17 protein-coding genes and 1 pseudogene are annotated in these 18,944 nt (G+C 40.3%); 6 read left to right on the top strand and 12 right to left on the bottom strand.

Annotated elements, in window-relative coordinates:
* Positions 1-22: 22 nt before the first annotated feature.
* Positions 23-1,426, bottom strand: coding sequence for an efflux RND transporter periplasmic adaptor subunit (locus tag CV014_RS06640; RefSeq protein WP_236141305.1), 1,404 nt, complete (start codon positions 1,424-1,426; stop codon positions 23-25).
* A gap of 535 nt (positions 1,427-1,961) precedes the next feature.
* On the opposite strand from CV014_RS06640, the gene CV014_RS06635 reads away from it, so the two are divergent.
* Complete coding sequence (locus CV014_RS06635; protein ID WP_236141304.1) at positions 1,962-2,501, top strand: phycobiliprotein lyase; 540 nt, start codon at positions 1,962-1,964, stop codon at positions 2,499-2,501.
* A 53-nt stretch (positions 2,502-2,554) separates the two neighbouring features.
* Here CV014_RS06635 and CV014_RS06630 read toward each other — a convergent pair whose 3' ends face one another.
* Complete coding sequence (locus CV014_RS06630; protein ID WP_236141303.1) at positions 2,555-3,118, bottom strand: Uma2 family endonuclease; 564 nt, start codon at positions 3,116-3,118, stop codon at positions 2,555-2,557.
* A gap of 705 nt (positions 3,119-3,823) precedes the next feature.
* Positions 3,824-5,536, bottom strand: a complete 1,713-nt coding sequence (locus CV014_RS06625) for a diflavin flavoprotein (RefSeq protein WP_236141350.1) — start codon at positions 5,534-5,536, stop codon at positions 3,824-3,826.
* Between the two features lie 331 nt (positions 5,537-5,867).
* On the opposite strand from CV014_RS06625, the gene CV014_RS06620 reads away from it, so the two are divergent.
* Positions 5,868-6,068 (top strand): DUF433 domain-containing protein, encoded by a 201-nt coding sequence (locus CV014_RS06620; protein WP_236141302.1) that lies wholly within the window; start codon positions 5,868-5,870, stop codon positions 6,066-6,068.
* Between the two features lie 143 nt (positions 6,069-6,211).
* Here the strand turns inward: CV014_RS06620 and CV014_RS06615 are convergent, their stop codons facing one another.
* From CV014_RS06615 to CV014_RS06605, 3 genes are all read right to left on the bottom strand, one after another.
* On the bottom strand, positions 6,212-9,484 hold the full coding sequence (locus CV014_RS06615) for a HEAT repeat domain-containing protein (protein WP_236141301.1): 3,273 nt from the start codon (positions 9,482-9,484) through the stop codon (positions 6,212-6,214).
* 105 nt (positions 9,485-9,589) lie between these two features.
* Positions 9,590-10,060, bottom strand: a complete 471-nt coding sequence (locus CV014_RS06610; protein ID WP_236141300.1) for a hypothetical protein — start codon at positions 10,058-10,060, stop codon at positions 9,590-9,592.
* Positions 10,061-10,245: 185 nt separating this feature from the next.
* Entirely contained in the window at positions 10,246-10,974 is a 729-nt protein-coding gene (locus CV014_RS06605; protein ID WP_236141299.1) for an Rpn family recombination-promoting nuclease/putative transposase, read from the bottom strand.
* Between the two features lie 17 nt (positions 10,975-10,991).
* Here CV014_RS06605 and CV014_RS06600 point away from each other — a divergent pair.
* Positions 10,992-11,946, top strand: a protein-coding gene (locus tag CV014_RS06600) for an IS630 family transposase (RefSeq protein WP_236141298.1) whose coding sequence is annotated in 2 segments (ribosomal slippage) — positions 10,992-11,335 and positions 11,334-11,946 — 957 coding nt in all. Because the reading frame shifts where the segments join, the coding sequence is not laid out codon by codon here.
* Between the two features lies 1 nt (position 11,947).
* Here the strand turns inward: CV014_RS06600 and CV014_RS06595 are convergent.
* A pseudogene (locus CV014_RS06595) lies at positions 11,948-12,136 on the bottom strand (DUF2887 domain-containing protein); the annotation flags it as partial.
* A 205-nt stretch (positions 12,137-12,341) separates the two neighbouring features.
* Positions 12,342-12,467, bottom strand: a complete 126-nt coding sequence (locus CV014_RS29890; RefSeq protein ID WP_268964530.1) for a hypothetical protein — start codon at positions 12,465-12,467, stop codon at positions 12,342-12,344.
* Positions 12,468-12,491: 24 nt separating this feature from the next.
* Between CV014_RS29890 and CV014_RS06590 the strand changes: the two genes are divergently transcribed.
* Positions 12,492-12,752 (top strand): hypothetical protein, encoded by a 261-nt coding sequence (locus tag CV014_RS06590; RefSeq protein WP_236141297.1) that lies wholly within the window; start codon positions 12,492-12,494, stop codon positions 12,750-12,752.
* Positions 12,753-12,977: 225 nt separating this feature from the next.
* Here the strand turns inward: CV014_RS06590 and CV014_RS06585 are convergent, their stop codons facing one another.
* Complete coding sequence (locus CV014_RS06585) at positions 12,978-14,702, bottom strand: diflavin flavoprotein (RefSeq protein ID WP_236141296.1); 1,725 nt, start codon at positions 14,700-14,702, stop codon at positions 12,978-12,980.
* A gap of 109 nt (positions 14,703-14,811) precedes the next feature.
* Between CV014_RS06585 and CV014_RS06580 the strand changes: the two genes are divergently transcribed.
* The gene (locus CV014_RS06580) at positions 14,812-15,720 is read left to right on the top strand and encodes a pantothenate kinase (protein ID WP_236141295.1); all 909 of its coding nucleotides are present in this window, start codon (positions 14,812-14,814) and stop codon (positions 15,718-15,720) included.
* Positions 15,721-15,749: 29 nt separating this feature from the next.
* Here the strand turns inward: CV014_RS06580 and CV014_RS06575 are convergent, their stop codons facing one another.
* From CV014_RS06575 to CV014_RS06565, 3 genes are all read right to left on the bottom strand, one after another.
* The gene (locus CV014_RS06575) at positions 15,750-16,136 is read right to left on the bottom strand and encodes a hypothetical protein (RefSeq protein WP_236141294.1); all 387 of its coding nucleotides are present in this window, start codon (positions 16,134-16,136) and stop codon (positions 15,750-15,752) included.
* 121 nt (positions 16,137-16,257) lie between these two features.
* Positions 16,258-17,076: an alpha/beta fold hydrolase gene (locus CV014_RS06570; RefSeq protein ID WP_236141293.1), complete on the bottom strand. Its 819-nt coding sequence runs from the start codon at positions 17,074-17,076 to the stop codon at positions 16,258-16,260.
* A 269-nt stretch (positions 17,077-17,345) separates the two neighbouring features.
* Positions 17,346-17,840 carry an NUDIX hydrolase gene (locus CV014_RS06565; RefSeq protein ID WP_236141292.1) on the bottom strand — a complete coding sequence of 165 codons (495 nt, stop codon included), beginning with the start codon at positions 17,838-17,840 and terminating at the stop codon, positions 17,346-17,348.
* An 862-nt stretch (positions 17,841-18,702) separates the two neighbouring features.
* Between CV014_RS06565 and CV014_RS06560 the strand changes: the two genes are divergently transcribed.
* Positions 18,703-18,867 carry a hypothetical protein gene (locus tag CV014_RS06560; RefSeq protein WP_192881605.1) on the top strand — a complete coding sequence of 55 codons (165 nt, stop codon included), beginning with the start codon at positions 18,703-18,705 and terminating at the stop codon, positions 18,865-18,867.
* Positions 18,868-18,944 lie beyond the last annotated feature (77 nt).

Here is an 18,944-nt window from a genome sequence, read left to right as displayed (position 1 = left end):
CTCCCATGCAAAATTCAAAAAACTAATTTTTTATAGGGCGTTTTGAATTCTCCGCCGGGTTTGACTCTGTTGTTTCAGAAAGGATAGAAAGACTGACAGGTTGTCCATCTTTTAAAGGTCTACCACTTCTGACAACATAGCGATCGCCTGGTTGTAAGCCTGATAAAATTTCGACTTTGCCATCAGCTTTTTCCCCTAGTGTCACAGCACGAGATATAACTTTGGTTTTATCTGTGGCATTATTTGCTAATACGTAAATTGTGCCGTTGTTCTCTGCGGCTGTGTCTCTATTTGATTTTTGTAAAGCTGTTTGGGATATGACTACTCGCTGGGCTGCTGGCGACGCAAAACTAACTCTCGCTAGTAACCCGCTACTAATATTATTGTTACTGTTAGGTATAACTACTTCCACTGGAATTAATCTGGCGGTTGCGTCGGCGGTGGGAGAAATCCGAGTGACTCTACCAATTAATTTTTCCTGGGGAAACGCATCTAAACGAACTTCTACGGACTGCCCTATTTGAATGCGATTTAATTCTAATTCGGATACTTGCACGACTACTTTAATACGGCTAAAGTCAGCAATTTTTAAAGCTTCACCCCCAGCTTGTAGAAGGTTTCCTGGTTCTGTAACTTTTTCGGTGACGACACCTGTGATGGGAGAGATGAGGCGAGAGTAAGAACGACGTTCTTTGGTTTGCTCTAATACTGCTTCTTGGGCTAAGACTCGACCTTTGGCGGCGGCTTTGGCTTGTTGTTCTGTCCGTACCCGTTCTTGGGCGGCGCGCAGTGCTTGGGCGGCGGTTTTGGCTCTGGTGTTGGCTTGTTGGGCTAGTTGTTCGGAAATTGCCCCTTCTTTGAATAATTGCTGCTGACGTTTAGCATCGTCTTCGGCTTGGACTAACTCTAGCCGCAACCTTTCTACCTCTGCATTGGCGTTACTGATTTGGGTGGAGGCTCTAGCTACTTCTGATTTTAGGGCGGCTAATTCGGCTTCCGCTTGTTGGAAGTCGGTGGAGAGAATAGTGTCATCTAATTGACCGATGCTTTGGCCTTTTGTTACCGAGTCACCAACATCTGAGTTTAAAGATAATAACCTACCTTCTACTTGCGATCGCAGTGATACTGTCCGGTATGGTGTGGTTGTACCTGTATATTCTGTTTGTGCTTGCAATCTTTCTCGGCGCGCAATAGCTACATCTACCGGAATCGCTTGGTTTCCTTCTCTGCTTGTCCGTTGTTGAGGTTGTGCTTTTGCTGATTCTTTGGGTAGAGAACCACAACTAGCGGTGAATATCCCTGTACTCAACAAACAAAACATTAATAAGTAATGGAAAATCCTGCTTTTTTTGGGATGATTTTTCTGATTCTGAGCAGAAATTGTCTGATTTAATTGCCAAGTGGGAGTGTAAGTTTGCTGCTTCATCGGTTTTTGCTGTAATTTTGGGTCTAAATTCTCTATTTAGCTTGTTTAAACAAGTTTTTGATTCACAGCTTTCTATTACTAAACAAATCCATATGTTATGTTATCGGTTGGTAAATATAGAAGTTCATAAGGTTCTTTGGGAAACTTTTGGTGCTAAATATTACTATGGTCACAAAATAATGACAAAGTAATGTCAAGAAATTTTTTACTGTTATATTGCTAGTATTACAGACACAAAGTTCCTAGTATAAATTAGCCAAAAAAATTTGGCATACCTCTAAAACGTAGTATCCATCATCAATAGATATCACATAACAATTGATCTTCTAGATACTACTACCAGTATTGTTTGGAGAAGGAATATTTAGCTTTACTAAATACAAACTCTATCGTAGCAAAAACACCTCATCTATCACTGGTATTTCTCGGTATTTTAGCAATGTATTAAAAATTTTAAACTAGAATTGCATTTTAGACCAATGTATTATATATGATAAGCCCAGTTTTTATTCCTTTTAGGTGAGGACAATTACGCGTGATATCACCCCTAACAATTGCACAAACTGCTGATGAGTCCCAAATCATCGAATTTTTTCAAGCATCAGTTGGTCAGTGGCTCTCGGAAAGACGTTACTATACTCTTCCAGACGGTAATACCAAGGAAATCGAGAGTATGATCGCCATCCGATTTTTAGAGTCAGGGTGTGAGGAATTACAAAGGCTAGCTCAAATGCACAATTTAACCGACGCAGTGATGTTGGTTGGTGGTGCGGAAGTTAGTTGGTGTAGTAAAAATAGCTTAAATAATAGGAATGAATCCGCAGGTTCGACATTATTTGGTGCGTTAGGAAATATATTGTATCGCGATCGCGGTTTTGCCACTTCTGAACCAATTACCGCGAAGTATTCTTTCCCTAACAGCAAAACTCTATGTCTGCGGACAGAGTATAACAATTCAGTTTTTGAGGAAGAGTTAAAACTAGTTGGTAGCAAGTATCGTACCCGACAAACCATTATTTCTCGTGCGGGTGAACAGGTAATGATTGGTCAATATTTAGAGAAAAGATTAGCCTAGTTTGTCATTTCTTGGCGTTTAAAACCCCGATTTTTCAGATAAATCAGGGTTTTTTATACCTGTAACTCAAACCCAGGTAAAACATCTTCCCCCAATAGCAGACTTGGCATTTTCACTATTGTTTTTGTCTGTCCCTGACGATAAATTTCTACCTCTCCATCTTGAGGATTAATTAGCCAACCTAAACGCAAGCCATTCTCTAGATATTCCTGCATTTTATCTTGGAGAGTTTTGAGGCGATCGCTCTTGGATCTCAGTTCTATCAGAAAGTCTGGTACTAGCGGCGGAAATTTTTCGCGCTCTTCTGGAGTCAGTGCTTCCCATCGTGATAATTGTACCCAAGCTGCATCAGGCGATCGTTTCGCCCCATTCGGTAGCCTGAAAATTGTTGAAGAACTAAACACTATTCCTAATTTTGTTTGGCGATTCCATATTTCTAAATCAGTAATTAGCTTTGCTTCATTATTTCCACTTTCTCCGCCTACTGGTGGCACAATAATCAGTTCTCCTTGGGCATTGAGTTCTAGGCTTAAATCCCGATTTGCCATGCAGATTTGATAAAACTGCTCGTCAGTCAGGCGAACTGCTGGTTCTAAATTAATTACAACAGTATCCATTGCATTGATACTCGCCTTAGAAAGTAATAATATTCCAGCAAAAAGTTATATATTTTCTGCTTTATGGACAAATACAAATATTTAAGCTCTTAATCTGTTATTATTATTATGCGTACATATAAAGACCAATACAGTGCTTATAAAATTAACTAGCACTTGGGTCGTTGTTTTGGTTTGTACGTAAAAACTAAATAGTAGAGGAGTCTACAAGCATGAAAACATTTTTTGGTTTCATGAAAAAACTCTATGTACTATGTTTTTTGTTACTGCTGCTGCTTGTCACCAAAAACATAGTACATATATCAGCAATGGTTTTATTGGCTATCGCATTGCTGAAAACAAAAGGATAACAGCTTAGGTGTTACTGGCGTAACATCTAGACGTTGAGTAGAGTTGCTATTTGCAGTAGTGACTCTATTCATTTCAAAAACTGTTTTTAAAAGATAAGTTACTTATTTATAAGGCAATAATAACATACATACTTGACGACGATAGAGAAAAGCGAGAGAAAAATTGTTCATGCTTTTCCCGACAATACACAATCAAGGCATCCGAACCACCTGACCTAAATTTTAGTTATCTAAATTTACAAGGCTTTGCTCACCAAAACGCTAGATATGGTGGGCAAAGCTCAGTGTGTATTTCAATTTAATTCCTATAGGAACTTTTTCAGCCAATCTAGGAAAGGTAGGGTTGACAGCAAAACTAATAATGATTGCCTGACTTACGATGATGCACAGCTGTCACACCATCTTGATTTAACACCTTGCCATTATCCACAGTCGCATACACTAACCAATGATCGCCTGATTCCATCCGGTTCTGCACTGAACATTCTAAATAAGCTAGTGCATCTTTGAGGATGGGACTACCGTTAACAGCCTCTTCCGTCGCCACATCAGCAAATCTGTCTTGTGCAGGGCCAAAAGGTTTGAGGAAATGTTTCATCAAGCCTAAATGATTCCCCTCTTTCAAAACATTGAGAACGAATTGATTACCTGAGTGTGTCAAGCTTTCTACAGCCCTATCTTTAGCCACAGCAATAGTTAAACCAGGCGGACTAAAACTAGCTTGCGCTACCCAAGAGGCTAACATTGCACTAGAGACTTCCCCTTGCTTGGCGGTGACAACACACAACGAACCCACAATGCGTCCCACTGCTTGTTCGACGTTGGTGGCGGGTTGGCTGGTGGTGCGGACTTTCTTGGCTTTTTTCAAGGCTTGGGCAAAGTCAGTTCCCGCTTCTTCACACAATTGCAAAGTCGCTTCATTGGGTTTGAACTTCACGCGGATGGTATCAAAACCAAAACGATAACCAGCGTCTTTGAGTCGGCTTTCAATTAAATCGACGGCTTCCCCACTCCAGCCAAACGAACCAAATACACCAGCTAGTTTATTGTTAGTGGCAGCAGATAACACAATTCCTAACGCTGTTTGTACGGGTGTAGGTGCATGACCGCCGAGTGTGGGTGAACCAATAACAAAACCCGCAGATTTTTCCACAGCCGCCCGAATTTCCTCTGGTTCGGTGAATTCACAGTTAATTGACTCTACAGCAACCCCAGCTTTAGTAATACCACGCGCGATCGCCTGTGCCAATGTCGCTGTATTTCCGTAAGCCGAAGCATAAATTAACGCTACTGTCAAGTCAGCCGAAGCTTGTTGTTGAATCCATTCTCGATAGGCGTGAGTTAGTTCAATTAAGCCGTAACGCACTATCGGCCCATGTCCAGTTGCATACATCCGCACGGGTAAATCAGCGAGTTTATCGAGGGCTGTGTCAACTTGTTTGGCGTGGGGTGCTATTACGCAATCAAAATAATAGCGGCGGTCTTCATTAATTGATTGCCAACCTTCATCAAATACTTGGTCGCCGCAAATATGTGCCGCAAATAGTTTATCAGAGTAGAGAATTTCCGTTTGGGGGTCGTAGGTGCAGAGAGCATCTGCATAACGGGGGTTGGGTGTGGGGATGAATTGTAAATGATGACCTTTGCCTAAATCTAAGGTTTCATCGCCCCGCATAACGAGAATTGGCAAGTCTTGATTTTCTAACGCCCCCCGTAAATTAATCGCCCCTGGGTTGGAACAGACGAAAGTAATTTGGGGTGCAATTTCCAGTAAAGCTTTTAAAGTAGCGGCGCGGTTGGGGTTAACGTGACCGAGAATCACATAATCAATAGCTTTGACATCAAATCTTTGCTGTAAAGCCTCTAAGTAAATTTGCGTGAAAGTTTCCCCAGGCGGGTCAATTAACGCGACCTGATCACCTTGAATTAAATAAGAATTAGCAGTCGTACCCTTAGCCAGAGCGTATTCAATTTCAAATCTTAGTCTAGACCAACTGCGCGATCGCACAATTGTTGTGTCTGTACCAATGGGCATGACTTGAATGTCACGGGGTTTATTTACTTGTATCATATGTCACTTGTTTTAGTAGTATTTTCTGATAAGTTTATTGCTGGGTTTAAAGCGTTGCCATAGTGTAGGCAAGGTAGACAATTGTAGTAAATCGGTAGCTATTTATCATTAAAGCTTAATGTGTCGGATTCGATTTTCAGTGTTTGTTATGAATAAGATAAATGTTTAGTAATTCTAAATATCTTTGAGACACCCTACATCATCCATGAACAGAGCGATCGCCTCAAACAACGCTGTTACAATAAAGCCATACTCGATGCCACACTAATTAAAACTGCGGGAGTTAAATATTGTTCTAGATACAATACGAGTATTTTAGGTAGCAAATATGCAAAATCTCACCAGAATTACCCGTAATCCAGAGGTGATGGGTGGTAAACCCTGCATTCGGGGGATGCGTGTTACTGTTGGTACTATAGTCGGTTTAATGACATCTGGACACAGTAATAGTTATATCCTCAAAGCTTATCCCTATCTGGAAGAAGCTGATATTTATGAGGCACTTGCTTATGTTGCATCACCATTGTGAACGTATCGCCTGACATTGCCAATGTATTGCGTAACATTGCGATTGTATCGCCTGACATTGTCAATGTATTGCGTAACATTGTGATTGTACCGACTAACATTAAGATTGTATTGCCTGACATTGCCAATGTATCGATTATATAATCAACAACTACGCCGCAACCATTCTAAAATTTCATCAACTGACTGATTGAGTGTAAAGACTTTGAGGGTGTTGTAGTCGGGTATGGGGTCGCTAATCAAACAAATTGTACCTTCAAATTTGCTGATGGCGTTGAGAAACGCATTGCTGTATGTCACCTCACCTGTAGTTTGAGTTGCGCCTGGGTGAAACAATAAAACCACTTGCTTGTCAGTTTCTAGCAATTCCCAATAGGTTTGCAGTTCCGCCATTGTTTTCGGCGTACCATCTGCACATTTAGGACAGCCAGCTTTGACAAGTGCTGTGTAAATTTTGCTGGCTGGGTTATCTGGTGCGATGAATTTACTCGTGTCGATACAAATTAAGTGAATGTTTTGGCTAAGTTGAGTGTCATTGTTAATTGCAGTTTGCAAGTTTTGGAGTAAGTCAAGATAGTTAATAAGGATTGTTTCAGCGTTTCCTTGATGCCAAGCTTGGTAGAAATCGGGGTAAGGCATATTCTGAGAACATTTCCAGATGACATTGTAGTGATTAGCAAATTGCAAATAATCCTTTAAACCTGCGATAACTAAAGACCGATGCTGATTGTCTTGTATAACTTTCCCTAAACTATCTACTGCCTGCCTACGGGTGTATTCATCCACATCAGAGGATTGCAGCAGTCCTACCAATGCTTTTATCGCATCTTGATTTCCTGTGCCGATTTTCCCTAAGCTTTCTGCTACCTGCTTACGGGTGTAGTCATCCACATCCTTTGATTGCAGCAGTTGCACCAAAGCGGCGATCGCATCTTGATTTCCTGTGCCGATTTTCCCTAAGCTTTCTGCTCCCTGTCTACGAATGTAGTCAGACACATCTTTTGATTGCAGCAGTTGTACCAAAGCGGTGATCGCATCTTGATTGCCTGGGTCAATTTCCCCTAAGCTTTCTGCTCCCTGTCTACGGATGTAGTCAGACACATCTTTTGATTGCAGCAGTTGTACCAAAGCGGTGATCGCATCTTGATTTCCTCTGCCGATTTCCCCTAAGCTATGTGCTGCCTGCCAACGGATGGGGTTATCCACATCTTTTGATTGCAGCAGTTGTACCAAAGCGGTGATCGCATCTTGATTTCCTGGGTCGATTTCCCCTAAGCTTTCTGCTGCCAGCCAACGGGTTTCCTGACCCACATCTTTTGATTGCAGCAGTTGTACCAAAGCGGCGATCACATCTGGATTTCCTGGGTCGATTTCCTCTAAGCTTGATGCTGCCAGCCTACGGGTTTCCTCACCCACATCTTTTGATTGCAGCAGTTGCACCAAAGCGGCGATCTCATCTGGATTTCTTGTGCCGATTTTCCCTAAGCTTTCTGCCGCCCGCATATGGGTGTAGTCAGATACATCTTTTGATTGCAGTAGTTGCACCAAAGCGGCGATCTTATCTGGATTTCCTGTGCCGATTTTCTCTAAGCTTTCTGCTGTCTGTTCACGGGTGAAGTAATCCACATCTTTTGATCGCAGCAGTTGCACCAAAGCGGCGATCTCATCTGGATTGCCTGGGTCGATTTCCCTTAAGCTATATGCTGCCAACCTACGTGTGTCCTTATCTACATCTTTTGAATGCAGTAGTTGCTTCAACGCAGCGATCGCATCTGGATTGCCTGTGCCGATTTCCTCTAAGCTTTCTGCTGCCTGTTCACGGGTGGAGTAATCCACATCTTTTGATTGCAGCATTTGCACCAAAGCGGCGATCGCTTTTATGCGGTCTGTTTGTTGCAGTGCTGATTTAGCTTCCTCTTGAATTAAACCTTCGCTATTAATTGTCCACTTAAAGATTTGTGTGACGATTTCCTTTGCTTTTGAATAATCTTTAAACTCAACAATTCCTGCTGCTGCTAAAAAGTAAGCTCGATATTCATAAAAACCTTTGCCTACAAATGCCACAAATTTACCACATACATCTTGAAAGTTGACTAAAGCATCGATAAACTGTTGCTTTTGCTGTTTTAAATTGTCTTCTGGTCGTCCTAACCAAAGTAATATTGTTTGCTTCCATTGCGGTTCAAAGATGCGATAAGTTCCTTGAGTGGGATTTTTAGGAACGTGGTTAAGAAAGAAATGATAGTCATCAATTGCCGTAGCAGCAAAATACTCTTGAAATGAGGCATGAAAGAAAGCATAAACAGGTTTTCTATTTGTATCTATACCAACACAGTTGAGCCAGCCCCGATTTAGTGATAATTTAAATAATGAATTTTCATCCTCAGCATCACCTAAAAACTGACTAACAAACTCTTGACGCAAGCGAAACCGCGTTCTTTCTTTATCTATGGCTGTTTTCGCTAATTCACCTAATTTGATATTGAGTTGCTGACGCTGGTTATAATTTAGAGCAAATTCCTCTTTTTTCCACTTGTAAAAGTCATCAACAAATTGCTGATAAAGTCCCGCTTGGGTATCCGGTAATTTGCCATCTCCTGATTGCCAATTCAAACACAATAGTGTCAAACGCAGAGGATTTTTTACTAAATCCTGAATCCGTTCTTTACCTGATTCTTTCAACGCAGTGCATAAATCCTCGCCTTTTTCTGGATTAGTAACAAACCATTTGTGAATAAATCTCTCTACCTGTCCTGGATAAGAAAAATCTAAAGTGCGATAAATATCAAAATTATCAAGTGCATTAATGCCACCATCCCACAAATTAACTCGACAAGTAAGCAAGATTCGCGCTTGAGAAATAAAACCTGATTTCCGAAATTGTCGTGAAATTTCTGTTAGCGGATTACCTGAAGCTGCGGACATTTCATCTAATCCATCTAGCAGCAGCCAAACATTTTTTTGATTAAATAAAGCAATCAAATCATCTTTCTGTTGCTGAGTAGGTTCAGCTTTCCCTTTTTTCCTCACAGCAGCAGTTAGCCAAGTCCCTAACAGATATTCCTCTAATTTTTGTTCTTGTAAATCTGCTAAAGATACCCAAATCACAATCGACTGGGTAATCTCACAAAACACCCAATTAGCAATCTGCTGTAATAGTGTTGTTTTTCCTGCGCCTGGTTCACCAATAATTGCAATTCGTCTACCCTGACTTTTCGGCGTGTTCTGCTGTTTGAGAACTTCTTCTAAAAAAGCATCATGCTGAAATGTTTTGGTGATTTCCGTCTCCTTATACAGTTCTGAACCCTGTTCTGGAGAAATATCACCTTGAGGCTTTGGCTGTTTTTTACGCTCAACTAATCCCAGTGGTACGTAGACATCATCAACTTGCAGTGCAACACCTTCAGTTGATGTCAAAGGATTTGTTGTCAGCTTGCGCCGTTCTGCAATTATTTCACGACAAATTTCACGCCAGTCATCGGGAGTTAACTTTGTCCCCTCCTCCCCTGGAGACGACTTTAGTCAGTTGTTATTAATTACTGTCCCAATAGTGATTGATTGACCAGCAATTCCACCTTCCTTTACAGTAAGGTTCTCTGCTAACTTCGCAAAGTTATTTACAACTGACGGATGAGACTTGATTTCATCTGCTAACTTTTTAATTTCCTCAGCAGCCTCAGACTTGTCATTATTAACTGCTTTTTCTACAGCCTCAACAGCTTTAGCAATTGCTGGCTCTTGTGCTGCTTGTTTCAGTTCTAACACTGCTTGACCGTAATCTAATCTCTGTAGTTCATTCCCTTCAATAGCATTGGTAAGCGAGGGTAACTTATTTTTATGACCAAACAATAATTTTTTCAAGCTTTGTGCAGCATTTTGTAATTTTTCTGGAACTGTTGTCCAGGTAGCATCACCAATATTTTCGCCGATTTTTTCTACAGCTTTGGTCGCAAGTATCGTAGCCACAGCAATCAACAAGCTATCAATTGTCATAAATCCACTATAAATAAGCTAAATAACGTCAAAATTTGTCTGTATATATTCTAGTGGTGATATTACTTATACGCCAAATGTGATGGCGATCGCTCCTAACTGTCGTCTAGTCAATTGTAGAGAACGAGTCTTTGCTAGTTCGGGTAAAATGAAGTGCGATCGCCATAACTCATCAAGGTTATACTTTACCTGTACTTCTCCACAGATTCCACAGCAATATTAAATTGTTGAGCAATCTGTTCTACACTCATCCCAGTTTTTAGTAACAGTGGGACAGCAACTCTCAACAGTTCAGCTTCTCGTTGTTCTAGACCTTGTTCTAAACCTTGTTTTCGACCTTGTTCTAATCCTTGTTCTCGACCTTGTTCTAGTCCTTGTTCTAATCCTTCAGCTTTGGCTTCCTGATATACTCTTGTTTCCTCTAAAGTGATTCCCAGCATAGCTTCTACTTCCTCCCTACTTAAAGATGAAAACTTGTACACAGCAATTGTTGTAATGATTTCGATGATTTCGGTTTTCGGCAGTGTGCCTGTTTCTTCTAATTTTACCCGTTGAATTAGTTGCTTGGCTTGCTCTGCCATTGTTTCAGAGGATGCGGTTGTCAACTGCATTAAGTTGATGCTGATTGGCAGAGTATCAGAATTCCCTAACTCGTCTAAATAAATGCGTTGCACTTGGTCGCTATTTAAAAATATGCGATGAGTTCTTTTATCGCTTGGTTCTAAACTCCGTGATGGAAATATTACTACACAGTACCAATCATCGTATTGAGATTGATTGCGGTACAAATAGGTGAGCGACTCGGTAAAAAAGCGATGATAAAGACTTTCGTCTTTCTGAAATTGCACTTCAGCAAAAAATATATAGCCTTTCCCAGTCTGCTGAAGTACAATTGAGCAAATAAAGCTGTACATACTAGTCTAGGGTAAAAATGAAAGCATATTCCCTCGATTTGCGTCAAAAGATACTGGATACATATTTAAAAGATGGAATATCACAACGACAGTTAGCAGAAAGATTTGGTGTAACTTTAGGATTTATAGAGAAATTACTGAAACAGTATAGAGAAACAGGAAATATCGCACCGAAAGTCAGAACACAACAAACGCCACCAAAGCTAAACTCTCAGCAATTGAATGTGCTTCAGGAAATAGTAGAAGCCAAAAATGATGCCACTTTATCAGAAATTCGGGAGCTACTCAAACAAAAAACAGGAATAACCATTGGGATTTCGACAGTAGACAGAATGTTAAAGAGGATGGAAATTAGCTTAAAAAAAAACATTGCACGCCGCAGAAAAAGATACTCCAAGAGTTCAAGCGTTAAGATTACAGTTTTGGCTACAAATACGAGGAATACCAGCCCAAAAGCTGATATTTCTAGATGAAGCCGGAGCGAATCTATCTTTGGACAGACAGTCTGCTCGTGCCAAAAAAGGTGAAAGAGCGCATGGTCAAAGACCGCAAAAACGTAGTAAAAATGTCTCGATAATTGGTGCAATTGGTTTGAGAGGAGTCGTTAGCCAATACAGTATTTTAGGAGCGACTGATGGTCTAACATTTGAGGCTTATATTTCGCAAAAACTAGTTCCGAAACTGAAGAAAGGTGATTATGTAATCATGGACAATTGCTCAATTCATAAAGGTGGGGATATTGAAAAACTCATCGAATCTGCTGGAGCTAAGTTGATTTATTTACCACCGTATTCTCCTGATTTTTCACCCATTGAAAATTGTTGGTCAAAGATTAAGAATGCACTCCGTTCTATCGGTGCTAGGAGTTATCCAGATTTAGTAATAGCAATTGAAACTGCTTTTAGCCAAGTCTCTTTAGATGATATTTTTAATTGGTTTACTCATTGTTGTTATTGTACTTCACTAGACTGAGAAAGGCTATAACTTTGGGTGTTGCGTCTTCTGGTGGTAAGAAAACACCATCAATGCGAAAGGCGGTTTCTTTGACTTCGACTGATTCAAATCGATAGTTTTGCGCCTGTGCGGGGCGGTTATCAACGAGTTCAAATATTAACGCTGGAAATCGTTTGAAAATTTGGTAATAAATAGAGTCACGTTTCACGAAAATATAACAATATGTTGATTATTTGTGATTCATTATATCAGGTTTTACCTACGCATTAACAAGAAATATTCATGATTTAATACAGAAAATTATCCCGTTTTATTCTATTAAGAAATAATACTATTTCGCTCTATCAAAACTTAAAATTTTCTCAAAAAAATCTCACTTTATGTATTGACAAGTATAAAATTACACTTTAATATTAAGACATAAATAAAGGCGATCGCCACATTCCACTCAGAAAACAGCGATCGCCTTTATTTAAAACCCAAACAGAATAAAAGCGATCGTGCAATTCCGGCAAGAAGACAGCGATCGCTTTTATCAAAACCCAAACTGGAGTTTAACTGCTATGTTCGCATATTTAACAAAATTTGCCCAATTCCATAAAGATGTAAGCTTCCCAAGCAGCAATCAATTACCACAACAGCTATTTCCCCAAAGAGAACCGATGAAACATTTACTGATTGGTTCGCCCAAAGCCGTCAACAGTACAATTCACCACTTGCATATGCTTGGCTATGCTAATGTCTGTGATTGGAGTCCATTGCTACCAACGGAAAATCCAGGTGAAGTGATGAGTATTTTGACTCGACAAATTTTGATGCAGTAATTTAAGGTTCGTAGTAAGGACTTTAGTCCTGATGTTTCTAAGGACTAAAGTCCTTACTACAAACTTGTTTTTTAACAAAGTGTAGGGTTTAAGTCCTCGGCTTCTATCAAACCGCAAGTGCTGTGGCGGGGTCTAAATCCCCGTTACAACACGTAATTGCGTTAGCGTAGCGGGACGTTAGTCCATTGCGAATTGCGAATTGCGAATTGCGAATTGCGAATTGGTTTAATAGTGGTTTCCGACTTTGCGGTGGTGAACGGCTGTCAAGCTTTCGAGTTTAGATACACGTCCTGCGTAGACGGTGCTGTATACTGCCCAGTGATCACCGCAGTCCATGCGGCTTTGTACTTCGCATTCCATATAAGCTAAAGCATCAGCGAGGATGGGCGTGCCATTTTCCGCTTTTTGGGTTCTGATTCCTTCAAAACGGTCTGCACCAGGGGCGAATCGTTTTAAGAAGTGGCGCATCAGGGTTTGATAGTTGCCTTCTTCTAAAACGTTGAGGACAAAGCGATCGCCTACTTGCATTAGTGATTCAATCGCTCTATCCTTAGCTACGGCAATGGATAATCCTATTGGTTTAAAGCTGGCTTGACTTACCCAAGATGCTAACATCGCGCTGGAAACTTCGCCTTTTTGGGCTGTAATAATATATAGTCCCCCGCTTAGTCTGCCCAAGGCTTTATCTAAATCTGCGCCAAGGGATTTCATCGCCTTAATACTGCGATCGCGTGTTACCCACTGACCTAAGTCTGTCCCTGCTTCTTCACACTGCTTGTAAGTGGTTTCCGTGGGTGTTTGTTTAATGCGAATTTCTGGAAAAACTGTGACTAAACCTAAGTTGCGGAATTTAGTCAGTAAAGGATCTATTGGTTCATCATCGCCACCGCCTGTTTCAAAGATACCGATGGCTTGTTTTTCTTTAGCAGAACCTAAAACTGTACTTAGGGCAGCTTGAATACTACCACTACCAGAAACCGGTGGCATCCCAATCACTATTCCGGTACAGCGTCCCACTAATTCGCGCAGTTCTTGTAAGTCTATCCCTGAACCCAAATCTACGACTTCCACAGCTACGCCTGTTTTGTTGATACCATTGATAATGCTTTGGGCGAGGCGATCGCTATAACCGTACTCAGAAACGTAAAATATCCCAATAGTGTTTTCGGCTTTGTTTTGGGTTTGACTCCATTTGCGGTAACGTCCAATTAATTCTTCCACGTTATGGAATAGCAAAGGCCCGTGACCAGTGGCGACCATTTTCACTGCGGGTAATTCTCCCATCCGCTTGAGTGCAGATAATACCGACCGCGCATTTGGCCCCATTAAGCATTCATAGTAATAATGAAAATCTGCTTCAATGGTTTTTAAATCGTCGTCAAAGGTGCTGTCGGAACAATAGTGCATTCCAAACGCATCGCAGGTGTAAAGAATTTGGGTTTTGTGGTCGAAACTAAAGATGGTGTCAGGCCAGTGTAAATTCGGGGCGATGACAAATTCGATTTCGTGACCGTTACCTAAATCCAAGCGATCGCCATTTTTGACAATCTTACGTTTAAATGGTTGATGTACTAAGTCTTCCAGAAATTGAATTGCGACCTTAGAAGCCACAACTGTAATTTCTGGTGACATCTGTAATAAATCTTTAATTAAGCCACTGTGGTCTGGTTCGGTGTGGCTCACAATCAAATAATCTATATCAGTGGGGTTAATTAAACCCGTGAGAGTATCAAAATAGAGTTGACGGAACTTTTCGTGGGAGGTGTCTACTAAGGCTGTTTGCTCACCGCGTATCAGAAATGAGTTATAGGTAGTACCGTTTTGTAAACCGAACTCAATATCAAAGCGATCGCGATCCCAATCTAGAGAACGGATGGTGGTAGTATCTTCCGCAATTTCTCCAGTCTGTATGGTGAGCCGTTTTTCAGTTTTATCGGTGACTGCTACCATAACTATCTCCTTAACACAATGAGTATTTATTCCTCTAGTCTTATTTTGGCACGAGTTTATTGTTAACTTTTATTAAAAAATCTATAGATAAGTTAAAAAAATCAAAAGTGTGAAACCGTACCAACATCCAACATACACTGAGAAAGCCTGGCTAGCCGTAGAAATTGGTAACTCCCGGCTACATTGGGGTTTATTCATCGGGGAAACTTTGGTGGGGACTGGGGACTGGGGAATGGGGACTGGGGACTGGGGACTGGGGACTGGGGACTGGGGAAAAGAAATTATTTCACTCCTCACTCAGCACCGGCTAAACGCCGCGCTACCGCTAACAACACCCGACACTCAGCACTCAACACCCAACACTCAGCACTCAACACCCAACACTCAACACTCAACACTCAGCACTCAGCACTCAGCACTCAGCACTCCCCTACCTGTAGTTATCGCCTCTGTTGTACCCAAGCAAACCGCCATTTGGGAAAAATATCCTCATGTGCGTGTTCTGACTCTAGACCAAGTACCCCTCAAACAGACGTATCCGACATTGGGAATTGACCGTGCTTTGGCTTTGTGTGGTGCGGGGATGACTTGGGGTTTCCCGATGTTAGTCATTGACGCAGGGACAGCACTGACTTTTACCTGTGCGGATGCAAATCAGTGTTTAGTTGGTGGGGCGATTTTACCAGGGTTGGGTTTACAGTTGTCGAGTTTAGGTCAAAAAACAGAACAATTACCGCACTTAAATATAGAAACACTGCAATCTTTACCGCCACGTTTTGCACTCAATACACCACAAGCAATTCAAAGCGGTGTAATTTACACTTTATTATCTGGAATTAAAGATTTTCTTGAGGATTGGTGGCGATTATTTCCTGATGGGAAAGTGGCGATGAAGGGAGGCGATCGCACTTTATTATTTAACTATCTGCAAGTCTTATATCCTGAAATTGCTCAACGTTTGGTAGTAGAACCAAATTTGATATTTTGGGGAATGCAAAAAATACTGACTCGATACTAACAATTAGTCATGTATCATTAAAAAATATGCTATTGAATATGTAAATTTATTGATTTCCATTGTTCAAGACGTTCCATGAGTTTTAAAATAATATTTCTCGCATCTGCTTTCAAAAAAACTTTATACTCATCATACAGAAATGTATCCTGAACGTCTGAATAGCAATAGTGCAATGTGAACCAGTTTACTTTGGGATGAATCACAATCCAATGATGCTTGTCGATATTTAATTCAAATGTTGGTTGTATGAAAAGATTCATATGAGACATCCCTGGGAAAAATAACGAAGCGTACTTAGATTCAATAATTTGGTCAATCAACCAGGGCATAAGAGCTAAATAAGTATATCTTAATCGGGAAATTTTTAATACACTTTCATAACTACTCTTCGCACTTTGCCACGCTTCAGAAGACATAGTTTAATTCTCTGGAATTAATTTTATTTTTTTCGTCAAACTTATTTCAGATTTCATGTTGAATCTTCTAAAAATTGCACTTGCTTACTGAATTTATGTTTTTATTTGAGTAATAAATTTTCTATCCCTTATTGCCTAAAATAAAATCCCGAATATCTCCAGCCACAACACCAACACAAGATTGTGGTAAATCATTTCCAGCGTGGGCAATCATTCTTAATTCAGCTTGAGAAATCAGTTTACTGTAAACTTCACTGCGAGTTAAAGCATCAGCAGAATCTTTACCACCTTGTAAAATTAACACCGGAATTTCGATTTCAGGTATTCGGTCTTGTAATAATTCGGCGGTGATTTCTGGCTGTTGTCGTTGAAATAATAATTGGCAAGCTGTGGGAAATGGCTTGATTTTTTGGTATGTTTGCCAATCCTGGTCAATTTTTTTGTCTAGACCAAAAATTTTAGTTAAAAATCGCAGCGATCGCAGTATCTTAAAATATACGGGCGATCGCTTGACTAACTTCTGCATTCTGCGCCACTCGGCTTCCTGTCCCGAAATTTTTACACCTTCTGGTGCTAATAAAACTAACCTAGCAACCTGTTCAGGATATTTCAGCGCGTAACTAGCAGCAAGCCAACCCCCCAGGGAATGTCCGACTAAATAAACTCTTTCTAATTTCAAAGCCTGCAAAAATTCAGCAATACATTCTACTTGCAAATCAATTGAGTAATGAACGTTAGGATTTTCCGACTCTCCAAACCCCAGTAAATCTGGCGCAAAGCAGTTAAAATCCTTCGCTAATGTCTCCATCACCCCCACCCACTGGCTACTTTCACACCAACTTCCATGTAAAAGCACCACAGGTATCCCTTCACCAGCCTCACGCCAGAATAATAGCCCTTGAGAAAGTTTCCTCCGGGCGTTACGTAAGAACATATCCATCTTGATTTAGCAACCTATACAGTGAATTTCTCAGTATGAAATTAGCATCTTTAGTCTCAATCTAAGTTGCTAATTTTACCTTAAAACTTCACTCCGTCAGCAAAAGTATTTTCTTTAGGGACTTCCAGAAAATAAATTATCCAATTTCCAAGAGAGAATATTCTGATTTTACCCCCTGCTCCCTGCCCCCTGCCCCCCTGCTCACCACAGGGATTGTAATTTTTTTAGTTGGAATTCCCTTAGACCCTTAAACCTCCATACTTGAGCCTTTAAGCTAGTGTTGTCAAACCATTTAAATAATCACGTAATTGGCGGGCGTGATCATGAGACATTGGTTCATGAGGTAGGGAATCACGACTAAAAGCTTGGATATCCATGACTTCTAATTCATCCTGAATAGCCATATTCCCTTTGACTTCCGCTTCCACCACCACACAAATTGAATGAATTCTGGGGTCGCGTTCGGGAGAAGAATAAACTCCCACCAAACGGTTAATACTTGCTACTTCTAGTCCAGTTTCTTCCATTAACTCCCGATGGATGGTACTGGGAATATCTTCTCCCCAGTCCACCATACCCCCAGGCAAAGCCCAAAGGCCATCATCACGCCGCCTAATTAAGACAATTCGCCCGTCAGGTAATATCGGGATGATACTTGTTCCTGTAATCGGGTGACGGAAAATAACTCCTAATACAGCTTGTCCAATACGCCACAGACTACGTGCAGATTGGACGGGTGTCGCAAAAAAAGCAAGAACTTTCAATCTGAAAATGTTTATAATGTGTAATTTAATCAAATGACATGAGCATGAAACCAACTATTGAAAAAGTTGATTTTTGCTTTAAACAAATATGCTCATGGTTTTGAAAGTACATTTTAACAAAAAAAATAGTTATATCTAGACACATTATCTATATTTATGGAATAATTCTACATTCTAGCTCAATTAGTCCATCAATATTTATCTTTAATTCTGACTTAATCTGAGATTAGAATTAGTTGTTAAACTTACACGGTTAGTACATTAGTTTATATAATCGAATATGCGACAAACAATTACAGATTCCTGTTTATCTTCCAGTTAAAGTATTATCTAGCATTCCTCAATCATTCCTGAGATAAAATAACCCCGACTTCTCAAATTGGTTTTGCATGACTCAAATCAAACTACATCTAATTACAATTTTAGACTTGACACGCCACTAGTAATAATTGCTAATTTGGAGGTACTTTGCTGCTAAAATCATATTTGATTTAGGATTTATTTCTGGGAAAATCAATAATTTTTGTAAAAAATATTATTTTTATCTATAAGAATCATATTTGATTTCTGAAAAAACTCGGTACACCTCTGTTACTTCTTTTCCTGTTCCCTGTTCCCTACCTACGCAAATCGTTTCAATAATCAAGTCGGATTCCTATATAAATATCATCACTAGGCTAATAGTAAAATTATTCTCATTTGAGGCAATATTGACATTCTTCAGTTAAATAGGGTATAATCGTATGCTGTTCAAACTATCTCCAGTTATAATCTAGGCTAAAACTTTATCAACAACACTAGTAGCTGATATTGTCTACTAAATGCCTAGACACCTATTTTGTTGTTTATTCATGAGGTGAATATGGCAAAGCGCCGTAACCCAAAAAAAGAAAAGGCGCTACGAAACCAGGCCTATGCCCGAAAGTTTCGTAAACGGACTACAACCGGAAAGATGCAGAGAAGATTCCAACAAAGATCACCCAAGAATGAGGAAGATGAAGGCGCAGCAGCAATTGATGCTGAATAAGCCGCTTGTTCAAGCTTCGCTTTTTGGTGTGAATTAGGGGCGGGTATTGGGCATCGGGCATCAAATAATTAATAATT

It is taken from the genome of Nostoc sp. CMAA1605 (genome assembly GCF_021596505.1).
Taxonomy (GTDB): Bacteria; Cyanobacteriota; Cyanobacteriia; order Cyanobacteriales; family Nostocaceae; genus Trichormus.
Note: the sequence above shows the minus strand (reverse complement) of the source record. Positions and strands in the feature narration are given on the sequence as shown.

What these genes read in the sequence shown, in the direction of transcription:
- CV014_RS06605 (WP_236141299.1), bottom strand. Translation starts at nt 10,974, where the DNA reads ATGTACAGCTTTATTTGCTCAATTGTACTTCAGCAGACTGGGAAAGGC.
- CV014_RS06585 (WP_236141296.1), bottom strand. Translation starts at nt 14,702, where the DNA reads ATGGTAGCAGTCACCGATAAAACTGAAAAACGGCTCACCATACAGACT.
- CV014_RS06610 (WP_236141300.1), bottom strand. Translation starts at nt 10,060, where the DNA reads ATGACAATTGATAGCTTGTTGATTGCTGTGGCTACGATACTTGCGACC.
- CV014_RS06560 (WP_192881605.1), top strand. Translation starts at nt 18,703, where the DNA reads ATGGCAAAGCGCCGTAACCCAAAAAAAGAAAAGGCGCTACGAAACCAG.
- CV014_RS06570 (WP_236141293.1), bottom strand. Translation starts at nt 17,076, where the DNA reads ATGGATATGTTCTTACGTAACGCCCGGAGGAAACTTTCTCAAGGGCTA.
- CV014_RS06590 (WP_236141297.1), top strand. Translation starts at nt 12,492, where the DNA reads ATGTTCGCATATTTAACAAAATTTGCCCAATTCCATAAAGATGTAAGC.
- CV014_RS06620 (WP_236141302.1), top strand. Translation starts at nt 5,868, where the DNA reads ATGCAAAATCTCACCAGAATTACCCGTAATCCAGAGGTGATGGGTGGT.
- CV014_RS06640 (WP_236141305.1), bottom strand. Translation starts at nt 1,426, where the DNA reads ATGAAGCAGCAAACTTACACTCCCACTTGGCAATTAAATCAGACAATT.
- CV014_RS06630 (WP_236141303.1), bottom strand. Translation starts at nt 3,118, where the DNA reads ATGGATACTGTTGTAATTAATTTAGAACCAGCAGTTCGCCTGACTGAC.
- CV014_RS06575 (WP_236141294.1), bottom strand. Translation starts at nt 16,136, where the DNA reads ATGTCTTCTGAAGCGTGGCAAAGTGCGAAGAGTAGTTATGAAAGTGTA.